The 17,275-nt window shown below is 65.0% G+C and carries 17 protein-coding genes and 1 pseudogene; 7 read left to right on the plus strand and 11 right to left on the minus strand.

Annotated features, from left to right (window positions below; translation table 11 throughout):
• The first annotated feature begins 103 nt into the window (after positions 1-103).
• Complete coding sequence (locus tag QFZ70_RS11495) at positions 104-787, plus strand: TetR/AcrR family transcriptional regulator (RefSeq protein WP_307095687.1); 684 nt, start codon at positions 104-106, stop codon at positions 785-787.
• A 71-nt stretch (positions 788-858) separates the two neighbouring features.
• Here QFZ70_RS11495 and QFZ70_RS11500 read toward each other — a convergent pair whose 3' ends face one another.
• Genes QFZ70_RS11500 through pdhA form a run of 3 tightly spaced genes read right to left on the minus strand, consistent with a single transcriptional unit; the run spans position 859 to position 4,474 of the window.
• Entirely contained in the window at positions 859-2,265 is a 1,407-nt protein-coding gene (locus QFZ70_RS11500; RefSeq protein WP_307095689.1) for a dihydrolipoamide acetyltransferase family protein, read from the minus strand.
• 8 nt (positions 2,266-2,273) lie between these two features.
• Entirely contained in the window at positions 2,274-3,284 is a 1,011-nt protein-coding gene (locus QFZ70_RS11505) for an alpha-ketoacid dehydrogenase subunit beta (RefSeq protein WP_307095691.1), read from the minus strand.
• The gene (gene pdhA / locus QFZ70_RS11510) at positions 3,284-4,474 is read right to left on the minus strand and encodes a pyruvate dehydrogenase (acetyl-transferring) E1 component subunit alpha (RefSeq protein ID WP_307095693.1); all 1,191 of its coding nucleotides are present in this window, start codon (positions 4,472-4,474) and stop codon (positions 3,284-3,286) included. Before pdhA ends, QFZ70_RS11505 begins: the two co-directional genes overlap by 1 nt.
• Positions 4,475-4,666: 192 nt before the next feature.
• Here pdhA and QFZ70_RS11515 point away from each other — a divergent pair, with 192 nt between their 5' ends.
• On the plus strand, positions 4,667-5,140 hold the full coding sequence (locus QFZ70_RS11515) for an Lrp/AsnC family transcriptional regulator (RefSeq protein WP_307095695.1): 474 nt from the start codon (positions 4,667-4,669) through the stop codon (positions 5,138-5,140).
• Between the two features lie 135 nt (positions 5,141-5,275).
• Positions 5,276-5,743 carry a hypothetical protein gene (locus tag QFZ70_RS11520; RefSeq protein WP_307095697.1) on the plus strand — a complete coding sequence of 156 codons (468 nt, stop codon included), beginning with the start codon at positions 5,276-5,278 and terminating at the stop codon, positions 5,741-5,743.
• Between the two features lie 168 nt (positions 5,744-5,911).
• Here the strand turns inward: QFZ70_RS11520 and QFZ70_RS11525 are convergent, their stop codons facing one another.
• Together QFZ70_RS11525 and QFZ70_RS11530 are read right to left on the minus strand one after the other, a co-directional pair.
• On the minus strand, positions 5,912-7,528 hold the full coding sequence (locus QFZ70_RS11525; RefSeq protein WP_307095699.1) for a cation acetate symporter: 1,617 nt from the start codon (positions 7,526-7,528) through the stop codon (positions 5,912-5,914).
• Entirely contained in the window at positions 7,525-7,905 is a 381-nt protein-coding gene (locus QFZ70_RS11530; protein ID WP_307095701.1) for a DUF485 domain-containing protein, read from the minus strand. The genes QFZ70_RS11525 and QFZ70_RS11530 overlap by 4 nt, the downstream gene beginning before the upstream one ends.
• A gap of 180 nt (positions 7,906-8,085) precedes the next feature.
• Between QFZ70_RS11530 and QFZ70_RS11535 the strand changes: the two genes are divergently transcribed.
• From QFZ70_RS11535 to QFZ70_RS11550, 4 genes and pseudogenes are all read left to right on the plus strand, one after another.
• Entirely contained in the window at positions 8,086-9,294 is a 1,209-nt protein-coding gene (locus QFZ70_RS11535) for a sensor histidine kinase (RefSeq protein ID WP_307095703.1), read from the plus strand.
• 34 nt (positions 9,295-9,328) lie between these two features.
• Entirely contained in the window at positions 9,329-10,045 is a 717-nt protein-coding gene (locus tag QFZ70_RS11540; protein WP_307095704.1) for a LytTR family DNA-binding domain-containing protein, read from the plus strand.
• Complete coding sequence (locus tag QFZ70_RS11545; RefSeq protein ID WP_307095705.1) at positions 10,042-10,392, plus strand: hypothetical protein; 351 nt, start codon at positions 10,042-10,044, stop codon at positions 10,390-10,392. Before QFZ70_RS11540 ends, QFZ70_RS11545 begins: the two co-directional genes overlap by 4 nt.
• A gap of 7 nt (positions 10,393-10,399) precedes the next feature.
• Positions 10,400-11,868 (plus strand): annotated as a pseudogene (locus tag QFZ70_RS11550) (cation acetate symporter).
• 9 nt (positions 11,869-11,877) lie between these two features.
• Here QFZ70_RS11550 and QFZ70_RS11555 read toward each other — a convergent pair.
• From QFZ70_RS11555 to rpsB, 6 genes are all read right to left on the minus strand, one after another.
• Positions 11,878-12,462 carry a DivIVA domain-containing protein gene (locus QFZ70_RS11555; RefSeq protein ID WP_307095707.1) on the minus strand — a complete coding sequence of 195 codons (585 nt, stop codon included), beginning with the start codon at positions 12,460-12,462 and terminating at the stop codon, positions 11,878-11,880.
• 82 nt (positions 12,463-12,544) lie between these two features.
• Positions 12,545-13,468 carry a phosphatidate cytidylyltransferase gene (locus QFZ70_RS11560; protein ID WP_307095709.1) on the minus strand — a complete coding sequence of 308 codons (924 nt, stop codon included), beginning with the start codon at positions 13,466-13,468 and terminating at the stop codon, positions 12,545-12,547.
• Positions 13,468-14,025, minus strand: coding sequence for a ribosome recycling factor (gene frr / locus QFZ70_RS11565; protein ID WP_104042842.1), 558 nt, complete (start codon positions 14,023-14,025; stop codon positions 13,468-13,470). Before frr ends, QFZ70_RS11560 begins: the two co-directional genes overlap by 1 nt.
• Before the next feature lie 128 nt (positions 14,026-14,153).
• Positions 14,154-14,891, minus strand: a complete 738-nt coding sequence (gene pyrH / locus QFZ70_RS11570) for a UMP kinase (RefSeq protein WP_307095711.1) — start codon at positions 14,889-14,891, stop codon at positions 14,154-14,156.
• 141 nt (positions 14,892-15,032) lie between these two features.
• Entirely contained in the window at positions 15,033-15,869 is an 837-nt protein-coding gene (gene tsf / locus QFZ70_RS11575; RefSeq protein ID WP_307095712.1) for a translation elongation factor Ts, read from the minus strand.
• 124 nt (positions 15,870-15,993) lie between these two features.
• Complete coding sequence (gene rpsB / locus QFZ70_RS11580; RefSeq protein WP_307095715.1) at positions 15,994-16,881, minus strand: 30S ribosomal protein S2; 888 nt, start codon at positions 16,879-16,881, stop codon at positions 15,994-15,996.
• Positions 16,882-17,275 lie beyond the last annotated feature (394 nt).

The following is a 17,275-nucleotide window of genomic DNA, read 5'->3' on the forward strand; positions in this document are numbered from 1 at the left end:
AGGCAACTCGGTTAGCGGCCAATAACTGAAATTCAGGTTAGTCTGTCTTAACTGTGAAGTCCAACACACCACCCTGGCTAGATCTGCGGTCCGAGGAGGAAACGTGGCCAGCACCAACGCCACCCAGGCCGGCGAACGCACGTCCTCGACCGGGAGCGGGTCTTCGTCCCAGCACGGGCCTTCTACCCAGCGCGGCCAGGCGAAGGAGAACCGCCGGCAGGCGCTGCTGTCCGCCGCGGCTTCGCTGTTCGCCGTCAATGGGTTCAACCGCGTTTCGCTTGAGGACCTCGGGGCAGCTGCAGGGGTCAGCGGCCCCGCCGTCTACCGTCACTTCCCCGGCAAACAGGCGGTCCTCGCCGACCTGCTGGTGACCGTCAGCCAGGAGCTGCTCGACGGCGGACTGGAGGTGGTTGCCCAAAATCCCGATCCCGCATCCGCCCTGCGCTGCCTGGTGGAGTTCCAGGTGGACTTCGCCCTCGGCAAGCCGGACGTCATCCGGGTACAGGACCGGGACTTCAGCAACCTGTCCGAACAGGATCAGTCGGCCGTACGCACGCTCCAGCTCAGTTATGTCGAGGTGTGGGTGGACGTGCTCGCCAAGTTGCATCCGGGCACCGAGATGGCGGAACTCCGGATGCGCGCCCATGCCACGTTCGGGCTCATCAACTCCACGCCGCATTCCGTCCGCAGCCACGGCCGAAAAATGGCCGCCCGGTCCGCCCGGCCCCTGCTGGAGCGCATGGCCCTGGCCGCGCTGCTGGTGGAGGTCCCGCAGGACTCCCCCTAAAACCGGAGTTTTTGGACAGCGGACGGGACGTGGGGCCCGCCGGAGTCGTGTTTGCTGTCCAAAGCTCCAGTTCAGACCATCGTGAGGGCCATCCCCGGCTCCGCGAGGATCCCGCCCACGTCTGCCAGGAAGCGTGAGCCCTGTTCCCCGTCCACCAGGCGGTGGTCGAAGGACAGGCTCAGCGTGAGGACCTGGCGCAGTGCCACCTGGCCCTGATACTCCCACGGCGTGTTCCGCACCGCCCCCAGCGCGAGGATGGCAGCTTCGCCCGGGTTGAGGATGGGTGTGCCGGCGTCGATCCCGAACACACCGATGTTGGTGATCGAGATGGTTCCCCCGGACAGCTCGGCAGGTGTGGTCTTGCCTGCCCTTGCACTTTCGGTGAGTTCGGCAAGGGCATCGGCGAGCTGCAGGAGTGACAGCGAGTCCGCGTCCTTGATGTTGGGTACTGTCAGTCCCCTTGGCGTTGCGGCAGCGATGCCGAGGTTCACGTAGTTGAACGTCACGATCTCCTGGTTCGCCTCGTCCCACCGCGCGTTCAGGGCGGGGTTCCGGCGCAGCGCGATCAGCACAGCCTTCGCCGCCAGGGTGAGTGGAGTCAGTTTGTGGCCGCTGAACTCGCGGCTTTCCTTTAGCCTGGCCAGCAGCTCCATGGCGGGAGTGACATCCACCGTGAGGAACTCGGTGACATGCGGCGCGGTGAAGGCGCTCTGCACCATGGCCGCCGCCGTGAACTTCCGCACGCCCTTGATGGGCGTCCGGGTTTCCCGCTCCCCTGGACGGGTTTGCAGCGCGACGGCGGCCCCTGCCTCACGGGCAGGAGCAGCGCCCGCCGCCCCGCCGTCCAGAAAGTGCTGGACGTCCTCGCGGGTGATCAGGCCCTGAGGTCCCGTCGCTGCAACCAGTGCAAGGTCCACGCCCAAGTCCTTCGCAAACTTGCGCACGGGCGGGGTAGACCGGGGGCGGGTTTCGACGGGCTGGGTTTTGACGGGCTGGGTTTCGACGGGCTGGGTTTCGACGGGCTCAACCCCCGGGGCTGTCACTGGGAAAGACTCAACCACCGGGAGAGCGTTGCGGGGGCGGCGTGCCGGCCGGGCCGAGCTTTCGACGACGGCGCCGTACCCCACCAGGTTGGGTTGCCTCCTGGCAGGCTCCCCCTCCTGCCCCACGGCGGGAGACGCTGGAGCTGCCGGGGACGAAGCGGCGGGGCCGGGCCCTGACGAGGGGTTACCGGCGTCGTCCGCTACCTCGAACGAGACGATGGGCTTGCCCACCTCCACGATGGTGCCGGGTTGTTCGTGCAGCTCCCTGATGACTCCCGCGAAGGGGGACGGCAGCTCGACCACTGCCTTGGCGGTTTCGACCTCCGCGATCACCTGGTTGAGGCTGACGGTATCCCCTACCCCAACCTTCCAGCTGAGGATTTCTGATTCAGTAAGCCCTTCGCCCAGGTCCGGGAGCCGGAATTCCTTGATCATGGTGGCGCTCATCCTTCCAGCCCGCTGAGGGAGTTCGGCCGGCCCAGGGCGCGGTCCACGCCGTCGAGGATGCGGTCCAGGCCCGGCAGGTGGTGCATCTCCAACTTGGAGTACGGGTACGGGATGTCGAAACCGGTAACCCGCACAGGCGCGGCTTCGAGGTAGTAGAAGCAGCGCTCGGTAATGCTGGCCGCCACCTCCGCACCGATGCCGCCGGACTGGCCGGCCTCATGGGTCACCACCAGCCGGCCGGTCTTGCGGACCGAGGCCACCACAGTGTCGTAGTCCACGGGGGCCAGCGAGCGCAGGTCGATGACCTCGATGGAGATCCCTTCATCTGCGGCGGCCAGGGCGGCGTCCCGTGCAGTCTTCACCAGCGGGCCGTATGCCACCAACGTGAGGTCGGCACCTTCCGTCAGCACACTGGCCCTGTCCATGGGTACGGCGGAGTTCGGATCAACTGACTCATCCACTTCGCCTTTGTCGTGATAGCGGCGCTTGGGCTCGAAATAGAGGACGGGGTCGTCGCAGGAGATGGCCTGCTGGATGACGGTGTGGGCGTCCTGCGGGTTGGAGACGGTCACCACCCGCAGCCCGGAGGTGTGGGTGAAGTAGGCTTCCGGGGATTCCGAGTGGTGTTCGGGTGAGCCGATGCCGCCGCCGAAGGGGACCCTGATGGTGATGGGCATTTTCACGGCGCCACGTGTCCGGTAGTGGAGCTTGGCCACCTGGCTGACGATCTGGTCGAAAGCCGGGTAGATAAAGCCGTCGAACTGGATCTCCACCACGGGACGGTAGCCGCGGTAGGCCAGCCCTACAGCGGTTCCAACGATGGCGGACTCTGCCAGGGGCGTGTCCACCACGCGGTGCTTGCCGAAGTCCTTCTGAAGCCCGTCGGTGATCCTGAAGACGCCGCCCAGGGCACCGATGTCCTCGCCGAGGAGGATTACCTTGGGATCGTTCTCAAGGGATTTGCGGAGACCGGCGTTGATGGCGCGGGCAAAGGTCATCTGGGTCATCAGCGTGCACCTTCTTCTGAGACGGCTTCTGCGGGATCACCGAAGGAGGCCAGGTAACGGGTGTAGTGGTCCTGCTGCCGGTCCAGCCAGGAGTTGGGGGTGCTGTAGACGTGCTTAAAAACGTCCAGCGGCTGCGGCTCCGGCATGGTGGTGCAGCCTGTGCGCATTTCACGGGCGACGGCGTCGGCCCTGTCCTTGACCTGTTGCTTCAGCGCTGCCGTCAGCAGGCCCTTGCGGTCCAGGAGCGCTTCCACCCGGCTGATGGGGTCCTTCGCTGCCCAATCCTCCAGTTCATTCGCGTCGCGGTAGCGGGTGGGGTCATCGGCAGTGGTGTGCGGACCCATCCGGTAGCTGACCGCCTCAATGAAGGTGGGACCGCCGCCGCGCCGGGCACGGTCCAGGGCCACCCGCGTTGCGGCCATCACGGCCAGGACGTCATTGCCGTCCACCCGAAGGCTGGGGATGCCGAACCCGGCCGCCCTGTCCGCCAGCTGGATATGCGACTGAAGCCGCACCGGCTCGGAGATGGCCCAATGGTTGTTGGTGCAGAAAAAAACCACAGGCACCTGGAAACTCGCGGCGAAAACCATCGCCTCGTTGACGTCGCCCTCGCTGGTTGCGCCGTCGCCGAAATACGTCACCGCCGCGGAATCTGCGCCGTCGTTCTGAATGCCCATGGCGTACCCGGTGGCGTGCAGGGTCTGCGCGCCGATGATGATCTGCGGCGTGGCCATGTTGATGGAGTACGGATCCCAGCCGGAGGAGGCATTGCCGCGCCAGACCCGGATGATGTCCGTCAGGTCGACACCCCGGCAGTAGGCAACACCGTTTTCGCGGTAGCTGGAAAAAACGAAGTCATCCGCCCGGAGGGACCGGCCGGAGCCCACCTGCGCCGCTTCCTGCCCCAGGAGGGGCGGCCACAGTGCGAGCTCACCCTGCCTCTGCAGGGCCGTGGCTTCGACGTCGATGCGCCGGACAACAGTCATGTCCTCGAACAGCGAGCACAACTGCTCGTCCGTAACGTCCTGTACCCAGGGGTCGAATTCCGGGTGGCTTACCCGCTCCCCGGAGGGAGTAATCAGCTGGACGAGGCCCTTGCCCTGCCCGTGGATATCCGCCCTGGCCTCAGCGCTTGGGGCACCTGCACCTGGGGTATTTGCGCCGTCCTGGCCCGTTCCGCCTGTAGACACGATAGCCGCACCTTCTCACGTTGTTGACCCGCGGATTCCGGGACTTGTGATCCCGCTGGCCGCCGGCCCCCGGGCGCCGTTGCCCCGGATACTGTGACCCTACTCACAATGCTCATTGGGTACAACCGCCAGCGCCATCGTTGAGCACAATGCTCTGCCAGGCGTCTTGTGACGGTGCTAACGTTGCGCATTATGCAAGCTTTGGATGGCACCGACACCCGCCTTTTAGCTGCCCTGGCCCAGGATCCGCGGCGGACGGTAGTGGCCCTGGCCCAGAAGCTGGGCCTGTCCAGGAATACCGTGCAGGCACGGATGGCCCAGCTGGAGAAAAAGCACGTGTTCCTGTCCTTCGAACGCAGGATCAATCCGGTGGCGCTCGGGTATCCGCTGATGGCGTTCATTTCCGTCCATGTCCAGCAGCAGAAGCTTGCCCAGCTGGCGACAGCCCTGGCCGAGGTCCCGGAAATCCTCGAAGGCTACGGGCTGACGGGCTCCGCCGACCTGCTGCTCCGGGTGGTGGCACTGGACGCCGAGGACCTCTTCCGCATCAACGGGAAGATTCTTGCGTGCGACGGCGTGGACCGGACCGATACTGCGCTGGCTATGGGTGAGCTCATTCCCTTCCGCGTGCAGCCCCTGCTGGAGCGGGGCCCGCAAGGCGGCTGACAGCACCGCGGACTGCCACCGCCACGAAAGTACGACGGCGGCAGCCCGGGCTATAGGCTGTTGCAAGTTAATCACGGGTTCCGGGAGGTCCCCGCAACCAGGCGGTGCCATGCACCACGCCGGAAAGGCCCCATCTTGAGCAGTCCCCAGGAACCGTACCAGCAGCCCCCGGTCAAGAGCCGGCGGAAACTCTGGATCATTCTGGCGAGCATCGGCGGCGTCCTGCTTCTGGTGGTCCTGGGCATCATCATCCTGGTCAACGTGGTGGGGAATGCCACCAACCAGGCGAGGGGCCTTGCTGACGGTTTCACCAGGATGGTCATCAGCGGCCAGAGCTCGCAGGCCTACGATGAGTACCTCGACCCTGCCCTGAAGGAACAGTTGTCAATGGAAGCGTTTATCGCTGGAGTGGACACCCTGGAGATGAATGATTCGTGCAAGCCGTCCTACAACGACTTCAAGGTGGGCACCGACAACGGGGTCAAGGCGGCGGACGTGGCGGGTGTCATCACCTGTGATGGCAAGGAAGTAGACCTTGCCTACCGCTTCGAAGGCACCGAGGAGCTGAAGATGACCAATATCAAGCTCCGGCCGAAGGCTTAGGCCCACACCGGTCCAGCTCCACAACTGCCTCCTCACAACACCTCCACACCGATAAGCTCCACACAGATAAGCCCCACACAGCTAAGCTCCACCGAAAGACACGAAAGAGCCTCGGCGCCGCAGCGCCGAGGCTCTTCTCTGCAATGGCAGATAAGCGGTCCGCGACAGTTAGTGGTTGACTGCCTTTTCTGCCCCGACACCGGTGAGGGACCGGACTTCCATTTCGGCCTGCTTCGCCGGATCTTCGCGCCTCTTGTCCAGGACGGTTCCCAGCCAGCCGAGGAAGAACGCCAGCGGAATGGACACGATGCCCGGGTTGCTCAGCGGGAAGATCGCGAAGTTGGCGTCCTTGATCATCGAAGTCGCTCCGCCGGAAACCACCGGCGAGAAGATGATCAGGACAATCGCGGCGCCAAGCCCGCCGTACATGCTCCACACTGCGCCCTGCGTGGTGAACTTCCGCCAGAACAAGGAGTAGACGATGGTGGGCAGGTTGGCGGAGGCGGCGACGGCGAATGCCAACGCCACGAGGAACGCCACGTTCTGCCCGTTGGCGAGGATGCCGCCCAGGATGGCCAGGATACCGATGACCACCACGGTGCGCCGGGCCACTTTAACTTCAGTGTCGGCGTCGGCCTTGCCCTTGGAGATGACGCTGGCGTAGATGTCGTGGGCGAAGGACGCGGCGGCCGTGATGGTCAGGCCGGCCACAACGGCGAGGATGGTGGCAAACGCAACCGCCGAGATGAAGCCCAGCAGGAGCGGTCCGCCCAGGTAGAAGGCCAGCAGCGGGGCCGCGGCATTCACGCCGCCGGGTGCCGTCCGGATGGTTTCCGAACCCACGAGTGCAGCTGCGCCGTAGCCGAGCACCAACGTGAAGAGGTAGAACAGGCCAATCAGCCAGATGGCCCACACCACGGACTTGCGGGCTTCCTTGGCCGTGGGGACGGTGTAGAAGCGCATCAGGACGTGCGGCAGGGCGGCAGTTCCGAGGACCAGCGCGAGGCCCAGGGACATAAAGTCCAGCTTGGACGTCTCGGTCTTGCCGTACTGCAGGCCCGGATTAAGGACGGCGGGGTTGTTCGCCGTCTCCACTGCCGCACCCAGCAGGCTGGAGAGGTTGAAGCCGTAAATCGCCAGGACCCAGAGGGTCATCACGGCCGCTCCGGCGATGAGCAGGACTGCCTTGATGATCTGCACCCAGGTGGTGCCCTTCATGCCACCGATGAGCACGTACATGATCATGAGGCCGCCGACGACGATGATCACCAATGCCTGTCCGCCCCAGTCGCTGATGCCGAGCAGCAGCGACACAAGGCTTCCGGCGCCTGCCATCTGGGCCAGGAGGTAGAAGAAGCAGACAGCCAGGGTGGAGATGGCGGCGGCAATGCGGACGGGCCGCTGCTTGAGGCGGAAGGACAGCACGTCTGCCATGGTGAACTTGCCCGTGTTGCGCAGGAGCTCGGCAACGAGCAGCAGCGCCACAAGCCATGCGACCAGGAAGCCGATGGAGTACATAAAACCGTCGTAGCCATTGATGGCGATGGCTCCGGTGATGCCCAGGAACGAGGCTGCCGAGAGGTAGTCCCCTGCGATGGCCGTTCCGTTCTGCGAGCCGGTGAAGGAGCGGCCGGCGGCGTAGTAGTCGGCCGCGGTTTTGTTGTTCCGGCTGGCGCGGAACACAATGACCATGGTCACGGCCACGAACAAGGCAAAGACGCCCATGTTCAGCAGGGTGGTGTCCTTGAGGGCGGCCACGTCCACCGCTGTGGCGATCCCGATCATTTGTTTACCCCGCCCACTCGGTTGCCGTCCTTATCAAATTCGTGCCCTTCGATTTCATCGCGGATTTCTGCGGCGATGGGGTCCAGCTTCCGGTTGGAGTAGCTGACGTACCAGCTGGTGATCGCAAACGTCGAGACGAACTGGAGCAGGCCCAGAATCAGGCCAACGTTGATGTTGCCCCAGACCTTGGTGGACATAAAGCCCACTGCGTAGTCCGCCAGCAGGACGTACGCGAAGTACCACAGCAGGAATGCGATTGCCATGGGGAAGACAAAGCTGCGGTGACGCTTGCGCAGTTCCTGGAACTGCTCGGTCGACTGGACCTGTTCAAAGTCCACGGACGCCGCTGCGTCCGGAGTGTGGGCATCGTTACCCATCGTTCCTCCTCATTGAGACTTGCCTTGGACACACCAGCCGCAAATCCTGTCAGGAATACCGCAAGTGTGACTGCAATCACTCTGCTGGGCGATGGCGGCACATGAAAGATCCGGCTCGCCGGCGGTCGCTCAACGGTCGGGATGCTGCGACAAACGGCACCCGCCATTACGCTGGGCACCATGCCGGACTCCCCCCTCCTGACTGCCGCGGCCGTGGCCGTGATCGCCATGGCCGTCGCCGTCGTCGTCGGCGTGGGACTCAAGGTGCTGCGCTCCTTCCGGGACCTCGGCACGGACGCCGAACGCGCGACGTACCACACGCTGCACGCGGCATCCCAGGCAGGCCAGCATCTTCGGCGCGGCCTCAACCCCGCGGGTGCGGCGAAAGCCAGCCGGCAGCTGCGCACGCTGCTGGGCTGCGAGGCGCTGGCCATCACCGATACCACAGGGGTGCTTGCGTGGGACGGGGCCGCCGAAGAACTGAAGCCGCAGTTGATGGATCTCGCCGAAGGGGTGCTGGCAGGCGGGCGGACGGCAGTTCTTCCGCCCGGCCGGCCGGCAGGGCGGGGTGGTGCCCAGAAGAGCGGCACGGGCGGTCAGCTCGCCGCGGTGATTGCCCCGGTGCGGGCCGGGACCCGGGTGGTGGGCGCCGTCGCCGCCTTCGCACCGTCAACAAGCGCGGGACTGGTGCGGGCCACCGGCGAAGTGGCCGACTGGGTGGCCGTGCAGGTGGAACTTGCGGAGCTGGACGCGTCACGGACACTGCTGATGGAGGCCGAGGTACGCGCGCTGCGCGCCCAGATCAGCCCGCACTTCATCTACAACTCGCTCAACGCCATAGCGTCCTTCATCAACACCGACCCCGCCCGGGCACGTGAGTTGGTGGTGGAGTTCGCCGATTTCACGCGCTACTCCTTTCGCCGGCACGGCGACTTCACCACGCTCGCGGAGGAGCTTCGCTGCATTGACCGCTACCTCCTCCTGGAACGTGCCCGGTTCGGCGAGCGCGTCCAGGTCAGCCTGCGGGTGGCGCCGGAGGTCCTCAGCACCGTCATCCCCTTCCTCAGCCTGCAGCCGCTGGTGGAAAACGCGGTGCGGCACGGTCTGGAGGCCAAGGAAGGGCCGGGGCACATCAGCATCAGCGCGAACGACGCCGGCGCTTTCGCCGAGGTGAGGATTGAGGACGACGGCGTGGGCATGGACCCTGCGCAGCTGCAGTCCGTGCTTGCCGGCCATACCGACGGCGAGCACGTGGGCCTGCGGAACGTGGACGCCCGCCTCCGCCAGGTCTACGGCAATGACCACGGCCTGGTCATCGACACCGCCCCCGGGGAGGGGACGCTGATCACCATGCGGGTCCCGAAGTCGCAGCCGGGGCACGACGCGTGAACCTGCTGCTTCCGCCGGAAAGTACCCTAGGAACATGATTAACGTCCTCGTCGTCGATGACGAGCTGCCCGCCGTCGAGGAACTGGCCTTCCTCCTGGGGCGGGACGACCGCATCGGCACCGTCCTCCGCGCCACCTCCGGCACCGAGGCCCTCCGGGCCCTTGCAGCCAGCCCTGTTGACGCCGTCTTCCTTGACATCCATATGCCGGCGGTCTCCGGGCTGGATATCGCACGCGCCATCGCCGGGAGCAGGAATCCCCCGGCGGTGGTCTTTGTGACCGCAGACGAGGACCACGCGCTGAAGGCGTTCGAACTCGCCGCCGTGGACTACCTGCTGAAGCCGGTCCGGGCAGAACGGCTGGCCAGGTCGGTGGGGCGCATCAGTGAACTGCGCGACGGCGGTACCGCACCGGAGATGATCACCGTTGACCAGGGCGGAACCACCAGGATGATCAGGCGCGACGACGTGACGTATGTCCAGGCCCAGGGCGACTACGCCAGGCTGCACACGGCGGATGCGAGTTACCTGATCCGGGTGCCGCTGGCTGACCTCGAGCAGCAGTGGGCGGACGCGGGCTTCATCCGGACGCACCGCTCCTACCTCGTTGCCCTCAAGCACGTGACATCCATGAAGCTTGCTGCGGACGGTCCCAGCGTCACGGTTGCCGGCGCCGGCCTTCCCATCAGCCGGCGCCACCTGCCAACAGTCCGCGAAAAGCTGGGCGCCACCCGGATCAGGCCGCACGCATGAGCAGGGTACGGGTCACTGCACCGCGCTCGGCAGCGCTTCCTCCCCGCGACAGCCGGGAAGCGGCGCAGGACTCCGAAGTGGGGCAGGTCTTCGTCAGGTCGCTCATCCGGTCCCAGCTCCGGCTGGCCCTGGTGGTGGCGGGCGGTTTCCTGCTGATCCTTGGCGCCTTTCCGCTGCTGCTGGCCGTGGTGCCCGGCTTGAAAGAGACCCGCATTGCGGGGATCCCCTTTGACTGGCTTCTCCTGGGCGCAGGCATCTACCCCCTGATCGGGCTCAGCGCCTGGCTGTACATCCGGACCGCCGCGCGCAACGAGGCGCGTTACCGCGACCTGGCAAAGGACCAGTGACGGCGCCATGAATCCAGGCGTGGCCATAGCCGCGCTCACCGTAGTGTCCGTAGCCACTGCGGTGATCGGCTTCTACGGCCTGCGGATCTCGCGGACCACGGGCGACTTCTATGTTGCTTCCCGGACCGTCCGGCCCTGGTGGAATGCCTCGGCCATTGGCGGTGAGTACCTTTCGGCCGCAAGTTTCCTTGGGGTTGCCGGGCTCATTCTGCTGTCAGCGGGACGGACGCCTTGTGGTTCCCGGTGGGTTACACCGCCGGGTACCTGATGCTGCTGCTGTTTGTTGCTGCGCCTTTGCGGCGCTCCGGCGCCTACACGATTCCTGATTTTACCGAGGCAAGGCTGGACTCGCGGGCGGTCAGGAAGGTCACCAGCCTCGTGGTGGTGCTGGTGGGCTGGCTGTATATCGTGCCTCAGCTCCATGGTGCCGCTTTGACCATCCGGATCACCACAGGGCTGCCTTCCTGGGTGGGATCGGTGGCTGTGGTGATTGTTGTGTGCCTGACGGTGGTTGCCGGCGGGATGCGTTCCATCACTTTTGTCCAGGCCTTCCAGTACTGGCTCAAGCTCACGGCCCTGGCGGTTCCTATCCTGTTTATCGTCTTTATGCTCGCGGGGAACGGCACCCCTGCCCTGTCTCCGCCTGCTGTGAACCCCACGGACCTGGCCCCTGCCGGGGTGTACCAGAACGTGTCGCTGCTGGTGGCCCTCCTCTTCGGCACCCTCGGGCTGCCGCACGTGCTGGTCCGCTTCTACACCAACCCGGACGGCCATTCCGCCCGGCGGACCACGCTGATCGTCCTGGGCCTGTTGTCCGTGTTCTACCTGTTCCCCACCGCCTACGGACTGGTGGCCAGGATGTTTGCGCCAAGCCTCGCCCGCGCCAACCAGGCCGATGCCATGGTGCTGCTGCTCCCCGGCGAACTGGTGGGCGGTGCCGCCGGCGACCTGCTCTCGGCTTTTGTGGTGGCCGGCGCCTTTGCCGCCTTCCTCTCCACTACATCGGGGCTGGTGGTATCCCTTGCCGGCGTTATCAGCCAGGACGTCCTGGGCGCCGGCGTAGGTGGCTTCCGGCTGGCGGCGGTGATCTCGATCGTGGTGCCGTTGGGTTTCGCCTCCATGACGGACTCACTGGCGCTTGCCGGCAGCGTGGGCCTGGTCTTCGCCTTCACCGCCTCCACAGTCTGCCCCGTACTCCTGTTGGGCATTTGGTGGCGTGGGCTCACCGACGCCGGTGCCATCGCCGGGATGCTGACGGGCGGGGTGCTGTGCGGCGGGGCGATGATCGCGGGCGCCGTGGCGGGCGCGTCCAACCTGGCGCCCTGGCTTGCGCAGCCCGCGGCCTGGACGGTGCCGGCGGCCTTCGCCGTGATGGTGGTTGTTTCGCGTGCCACCGTTCGGAGGGTCCCCAAGACGATGTCACGGGTCATGACCCGGCTCCACACCCCGGAACGGCCGCTGGCCACAGAGCGCTGACTCTCAGAATCAGTCGATGGCTGCCATCAGTTCCACCACGCGGTCCAGGAAAGCGTCCACCTGGGTTTCCTCGTACCCGTCACGGCCAACGGAGGGACGGAAGACTGCCCGGCGGACGTTGTCGACGCTGAGCGGCTTGTCCTGTTCCAGGTAGGCGATGAGTTCGTGGCACAACCGGTCCACGTCAGCGGTGTTGTAGCTGCGTGCCTTCTTCCTTGCGGGACGGCGGAAGCGGTCTCCGTCAGGGCGGTGAAGCCGGCCCCGGAGGATGCCGGACAGGTTGCCAATTTCGCGCAGCCAGGCATCCTCGCCGCGGGCAGCGATCAGCTCGTCGCGCTCCCGGCGAGCGAAGGCGTCTTCCAGGCGGTCCAGGGCTGCGTCCACGACGGCGGCGGAGTAACCGCCCTTGACCGGATCAAAGGAAACTGCCCTGACATCAGCACTGTTGACAGGCTCCGCCGCGGCGTCGGGGGTTTCAAGTGATACCCGCGCCCGCTGCAGGAACTGGTCCACCTGCTTGGCGTTGTAGCCGTAATCGCTGCGCTGCACCCGCTCAAAGGACGCAGGGATCTGCCGATGAATGTCCAATGCCACTTTCAATTCCTTCGATGCTCTTCAAGCCGTACCGCTCCTGCACCAGTCTATTGGCGTCCGGGTCCGGCCGGGGGTGTGTGTTTCAGGCCCCCGAAACGAGGCCGTACAAGACAAAAGCCGCCGGGGCTGCAAAAACGATGGAGTCCAGCCGGTCCATGACGCCGCCGTGTCCCGGCAGGATGCTGCTCATGTCCTTGACTCCCAGTTCGCGCTTGACCATGGATTCGGCGAGGTCACCGCCTGTGGAGGCCGCCACGAGTCCCACCGCAAGGACCACACCCACCCACCAGGGTTTGTCCAGTAGAAAGAGACTGGCCAGTACGCCGATGAGTATCGCGCCGCCGATGGAACCGGCAAACCCTTCCCACGATTTCTTCGGACTGATCTTGGGCGCCATCGGGTGCTTGCCCAGGGACGCACCCACGAGATAGCCAAAGGTATCGTTGGACACCACCAGCAGCAGCATGACGGCCACCTGCCACGCGCCGTCGGGAATTGTTCCTCCCGGCCAGAAGCCCAGCGGAGTAGCACCGCCCGAAGCATGCAGCGGGAGCGCTGCGAAGCTGATGAAGAACGGCACCCAGCCCAGGGTGAAGACGCCCGCGAAAATGCTGTTGGCCGAACCGGCCGCGCTTTCGATGGAACGCCACAGCAGTACGGCAACGGAGCTCAACAGCATGGCGAAAAGCAGGCTCTCGATCCCGCCGAAGTAGGCGGCAAAGGGCATCGCCACCGTTCCGGTCATCACCGGCACTATGGGCATCCTTGTCCCGTTCGCCTCCAGGGCACGGAAGATTTCCCACACCCCAAAGACCGCGAAGGCGGTGGTGACCGCAACAAAGCCGAGGGGGAGGAACAGAAGCCCGCCCAGCACGGCGAAGAGCATTGCCAGGCCCACCACCACCGCGGCCGGCAGGTTCCGCCCGGCCTTCGGCGTCGGGTTGGTCCTGGGCTGCTTCCCCCGTGTGCGCGCCCGTTGTGCCGGGGCCTGCTCTGCCTGGCCCATCAGACTTCGAGCAGCTCTGCTTCCTTGCGCTTGAGCAGCTCGTCGATGCCGTCCACGTGCGCCTTGGTGAGGCCGTCCAGTTCCTTTTCGGCGCGGGTGCCCTCGTCCTCGCCGGCCTCGCCGTCCTTGACCAGCTTGTCGAGGGTTTCCTTGGCCTTGCGGCGGATGTTACGGATGGAGACTTTGGCGTCCTCGCCCTTGGTCTTGACGATCTTGACGTACTCCTTGCGGCGTTCCTTGGTCAGCTCCGGAATGGTGATCCGGATGACGTTGCCGTCATTGGACGGGTTGGCACCGACCTCGGAATCGCTGAGCGCACGTTCGATGTCGCGCAGGGCCGTCTTGTCGAAGGGGGTGATGAGGATGGTGCGGGCGTCCGGAATGGCGAACGAGGCGAGCTGCTGCAACGGCGTGGGTGAGCCGTAGTAGTCCACCAGGACCTTGTTGTAGAGGCCAGGGTTGGCACGTCCGGTGCGGATGGAAGCGAAGTCTTCCTTGGCTACCTCAACGGCCTTGTCCATCTTTTCTTCGGCTTCGAGCAAGGTTTCTTCGATCACGGTCTCTCCTGAAGGTTCTGGTGCAGTCCGGGGCGCCGGGTCCATGCACAAAACGTCGTTCTGTATTGCTTCCGCCCCATGCCGCGAAGGCAGGGGCCGGAACTGTCCTGAAGACATCCTAGCCGTAGCTAGGCCGTGACCAGGGTGCCCAGCTTCTCGCCCAGGATGGCCCGGGTGACGTTGCCTTCGCCCTCCATGCCAAAGACCACCATCGAGAGGTTGTTGTCCTTGCACATGGTCATCGCGGTCTGGTCCATGACGCGGATGTCGCGGCGGAGGGCATCGTCATAGCTGAGGGTCTCGAGCCGTTCGGCAGAGGGGTCCTTTTTCGGGTCGGCCGTGTACACGGCGTCCACACCGCTCTTGGCCATCAGGACGACGTCGGCATGGACTTCGAGGGCACGCTGGGCGGCAACGGTGTCGGTGGAGAAGTACGGCAGTCCCGCACCCGCTCCGAAGATGACCACACGGCCCTTTTCCATGTGCCGGATGGCGCGGCGGGGAATGTACGCTTCTGCAACCTGTCCCATGGTGATGGCGCTCTGGACCCTGGTCTCGACTCCGGCCTGCTCCAGGAAATCCTGCAGTGCCAGGCAGTTCATCACCGTACCGAGCATGCCCATATAGTCGGCCCTTGAGCGGTCCATGCCGCTCTGCGAAAGTTCCGCACCGCGGAAGAAGTTGCCGCCACCAACGACGATTGCCACTTCCACTTCGGGGACGGCTGCTGCGATCTGCTTGGCGACATCGCGGACGGTCTCGGGATCAACGCCCAGCTTCCCGCCGCCGAAGACCTCGCCGGAAAGCTTCAGGAGGACCCGGCGTCGACTTTTCTCTGGCTGGACTACAGTGTTGACGGCTTCCATGATGCCTTCCCGTTGGTGAACTCTAAAAAAGGTTATCCTGCTGCGCGGCGAAAGGTCCCATACGGGGCCTGTCCCATACGGGGCGTCCCCGCGCATGCAAAAGGGGCGGCCACCGAAGTGGCCACCCCCTTGCTGTTTCGACTAGGAGCCGACGCGGAAACGCGTGAACGCGGTTCCCTTGACACCGGCCTCTTCGAGGACCTGTGCCACGGACTTCTTGGCGTCCTTCGCGAATGCCTGGTCAACCAGGACCTCACCCTTGTAGAAGCCGGTTACGCGGCCTTCCACAATCTTGGTGAGCGCGGCTTCGGGCTTGCCCTCTGCCTTTGCGGTCTCTTCGGCGATGCGGCGCTCGGACTCAACCAGGTCAGACGGAACGTCTTCGCGGGTCAGGTAGTTCGGGGCCATGGCAGCGATGTGGACTGCCACATCGTGGGCGGCGGTGGCAGCGGCTTCGCCTTCACCGTCAACAGCGAACAGCACGCCAACCTGGGCCGGGAGGTCCTTGGAGGTCTTGTGCAGGTAAGCGTCAACCGTTGCGCCCTCGACGCGGGAAACGCGGCGGACAACAACCTTTTCACCCAGGACAGCGCCTTCTTCGACGACGACCTCGGAGAGCGGCTTGCCGTCAACTTCGGTGGCCAGCAGGGTCTCGAGGTCGGCTGCGCCGGACTCGACGGCAACGGCCAGGACCTTGTCGGCCAGCTGGATGAACTTGTCAGCCTTGGCTACGAAGTCGGTCTCGCAGTTGACCTCGATCATAACGCCGACGCCGTTGCTGACCTTGGCAGCCACCAGGCCTTCAGCGGTGGAGCGGCCCTCGCGCTTGGTAGCGCCCTTGAGGCCCTTGATGCGGATGATTTCGATGGCCTTTTCGGCGTCACCGTTGGCTTCGTCAAGAGCCTTCTTGACGTCCATCATGCCGGCGCCGGTGCGCTCGCGCAGGGCCTTGATGTCCGCGGCAGTGTAGTTCGCCATGTGAACCCCTCTGTCTAGAAATTTGGTGTGGTGTACGGACCGACAGGACAGCAGCCCACCTGGTGGGCCGCCATCCTGTCAGCAGCTCCGGCGCCGCAGGCGCTGGAGAATCCGGGTTTAGTTGTTACTTGGCGTCTTCAGCCGGAGCAGCAGCTTCTTCTGCCGGAGAAGCTTCCTCGGCAGCAGCCGGAGCTTCAACTTCCTCTGCCGGAGCAGAAGGAGCGGCAGCAGCAGCTTCTTCAGCCTTGCTGCCTTCGAGGAGTTCGCGCTCCCACTCGGCAAGGGGCTCTTCCGGAGCTTCGGTGGTGCCGGTGGCGCGGTTGTTGCGGGCGATGAGGCCCTCGGCAACGGCGTCGGCAACAACGCGGGTCAGGAGGTTCACGGAGCGGATGGCGTCGTCGTTGCCCGGAATCGGGAAGTCGACCTCGTCCGGATCGCAGTTGGTGTCCAGGATGGCCACAACCGGGATGTTCAGCTTCTTGGCCTCGTCAACGGCGAGGTGCTCCTTCTTGGTGTCCACGATCCAGAGCACGGAGGGTGCCTTGGTCAGGTTGCGGATACCGCCGAGGTTGGACTCGAGCTTGGTGAGCTCGCGCTTGAGGAGCAGCAGCTCCTTCTTGGTGTACGCGGAGCCGGCGACGTCGTCGAAGTCGATCTCTTCGAGTTCCTTCATGCGCTGGATGCGCTTGGCGACCGTCTGGAAGTTGGTCAGCATACCACCGAGCCAACGCTGGTTCACGTACGGCTGGCCAACGCGGGTTGCCTGCTCGGCAATTGCTTCCTGGGCCTGCTTCTTGGTGCCGACGAAGAGAACGGTGCCGCCGTGTGCAACGGTGGCCTTCACGAACTCGTAGGCGCGGTCGATGTAGGACAGCGACTGCTGAAGGTCAATGATGTAGATGCCGTTGCGCTCCGTGAAGATGAAGCGCTTCATCTTCGGGTTCCAACGGCGGGTCTGGTGTCCAAAGTGGACGCCGCTGTCAAGCAGCTGGCGCATAGTTACGACGGGCATGCCGACGCTCCTTCCGGCAGGTCATTCATGAGAAACCCCGAAGGCTTCTTACCCTGCCAATAGTTGACGGTTGATTAGCGTGGCCCGGGCGGGCCGTGCTCCTGGCATCCATCGCGCTTCTCATCAGCACCAGGGTGCTGACCGCAAGAAGCATGATCCTCCAGCGGAGGGCTGGATGCGCGTAGTCAGCTGCCGCTCCCCCACACTCCTGAATGAGACGTGCCGACGCAAACCCGGACAGGGGCGTATACCGTGGGAAAAACCAGTGGGATAGCCGCCGGACGGAAAGCGTTGAGGGCGCAGCAAACTGCTCCATCAAGTGTACTACAGGCGCCCGCACCCGGAGGACAGGAATGACGCCGGCGCACGGCCTTATCCACATAGGCCGGCCCGC

The organism is Arthrobacter sp. V1I9 (genome assembly GCF_030817075.1).
In the GTDB taxonomy this organism is placed as follows: Bacteria; Actinomycetota; Actinomycetes; order Actinomycetales; family Micrococcaceae; genus Arthrobacter.

What these genes read in the sequence shown, in the direction of transcription:
- QFZ70_RS11500 (WP_307095689.1), bottom strand. Translation starts at nt 2,265, where the DNA reads ATGATCAAGGAATTCCGGCTCCCGGACCTGGGCGAAGGGCTTACTGAA.
- QFZ70_RS11515 (WP_307095695.1), top strand. Translation starts at nt 4,667, where the DNA reads ATGCAAGCTTTGGATGGCACCGACACCCGCCTTTTAGCTGCCCTGGCC.
- tsf (WP_307095712.1), bottom strand. Translation starts at nt 15,869, where the DNA reads ATGGCGAACTACACTGCCGCGGACATCAAGGCCCTGCGCGAGCGCACC.
- QFZ70_RS11530 (WP_307095701.1), bottom strand. Translation starts at nt 7,905, where the DNA reads ATGGGTAACGATGCCCACACTCCGGACGCAGCGGCGTCCGTGGACTTT.
- QFZ70_RS11545 (WP_307095705.1), top strand. Translation starts at nt 10,042, where the DNA reads ATGAGCAGGGTACGGGTCACTGCACCGCGCTCGGCAGCGCTTCCTCCC.
- QFZ70_RS11505 (WP_307095691.1), bottom strand. Translation starts at nt 3,284, where the DNA reads ATGACCCAGATGACCTTTGCCCGCGCCATCAACGCCGGTCTCCGCAAA.
- QFZ70_RS11540 (WP_307095704.1), top strand. Translation starts at nt 9,329, where the DNA reads ATGATTAACGTCCTCGTCGTCGATGACGAGCTGCCCGCCGTCGAGGAA.
- QFZ70_RS11525 (WP_307095699.1), bottom strand. Translation starts at nt 7,528, where the DNA reads ATGATCGGGATCGCCACAGCGGTGGACGTGGCCGCCCTCAAGGACACC.
- pyrH (WP_307095711.1), bottom strand. Translation starts at nt 14,891, where the DNA reads ATGGAAGCCGTCAACACTGTAGTCCAGCCAGAGAAAAGTCGACGCCGG.
- QFZ70_RS11535 (WP_307095703.1), top strand. Translation starts at nt 8,086, where the DNA reads ATGCCGGACTCCCCCCTCCTGACTGCCGCGGCCGTGGCCGTGATCGCC.
- QFZ70_RS11560 (WP_307095709.1), bottom strand. Translation starts at nt 13,468, where the DNA reads ATGGGCCAGGCAGAGCAGGCCCCGGCACAACGGGCGCGCACACGGGGG.
- rpsB (WP_307095715.1), bottom strand. Translation starts at nt 16,881, where the DNA reads ATGCCCGTCGTAACTATGCGCCAGCTGCTTGACAGCGGCGTCCACTTT.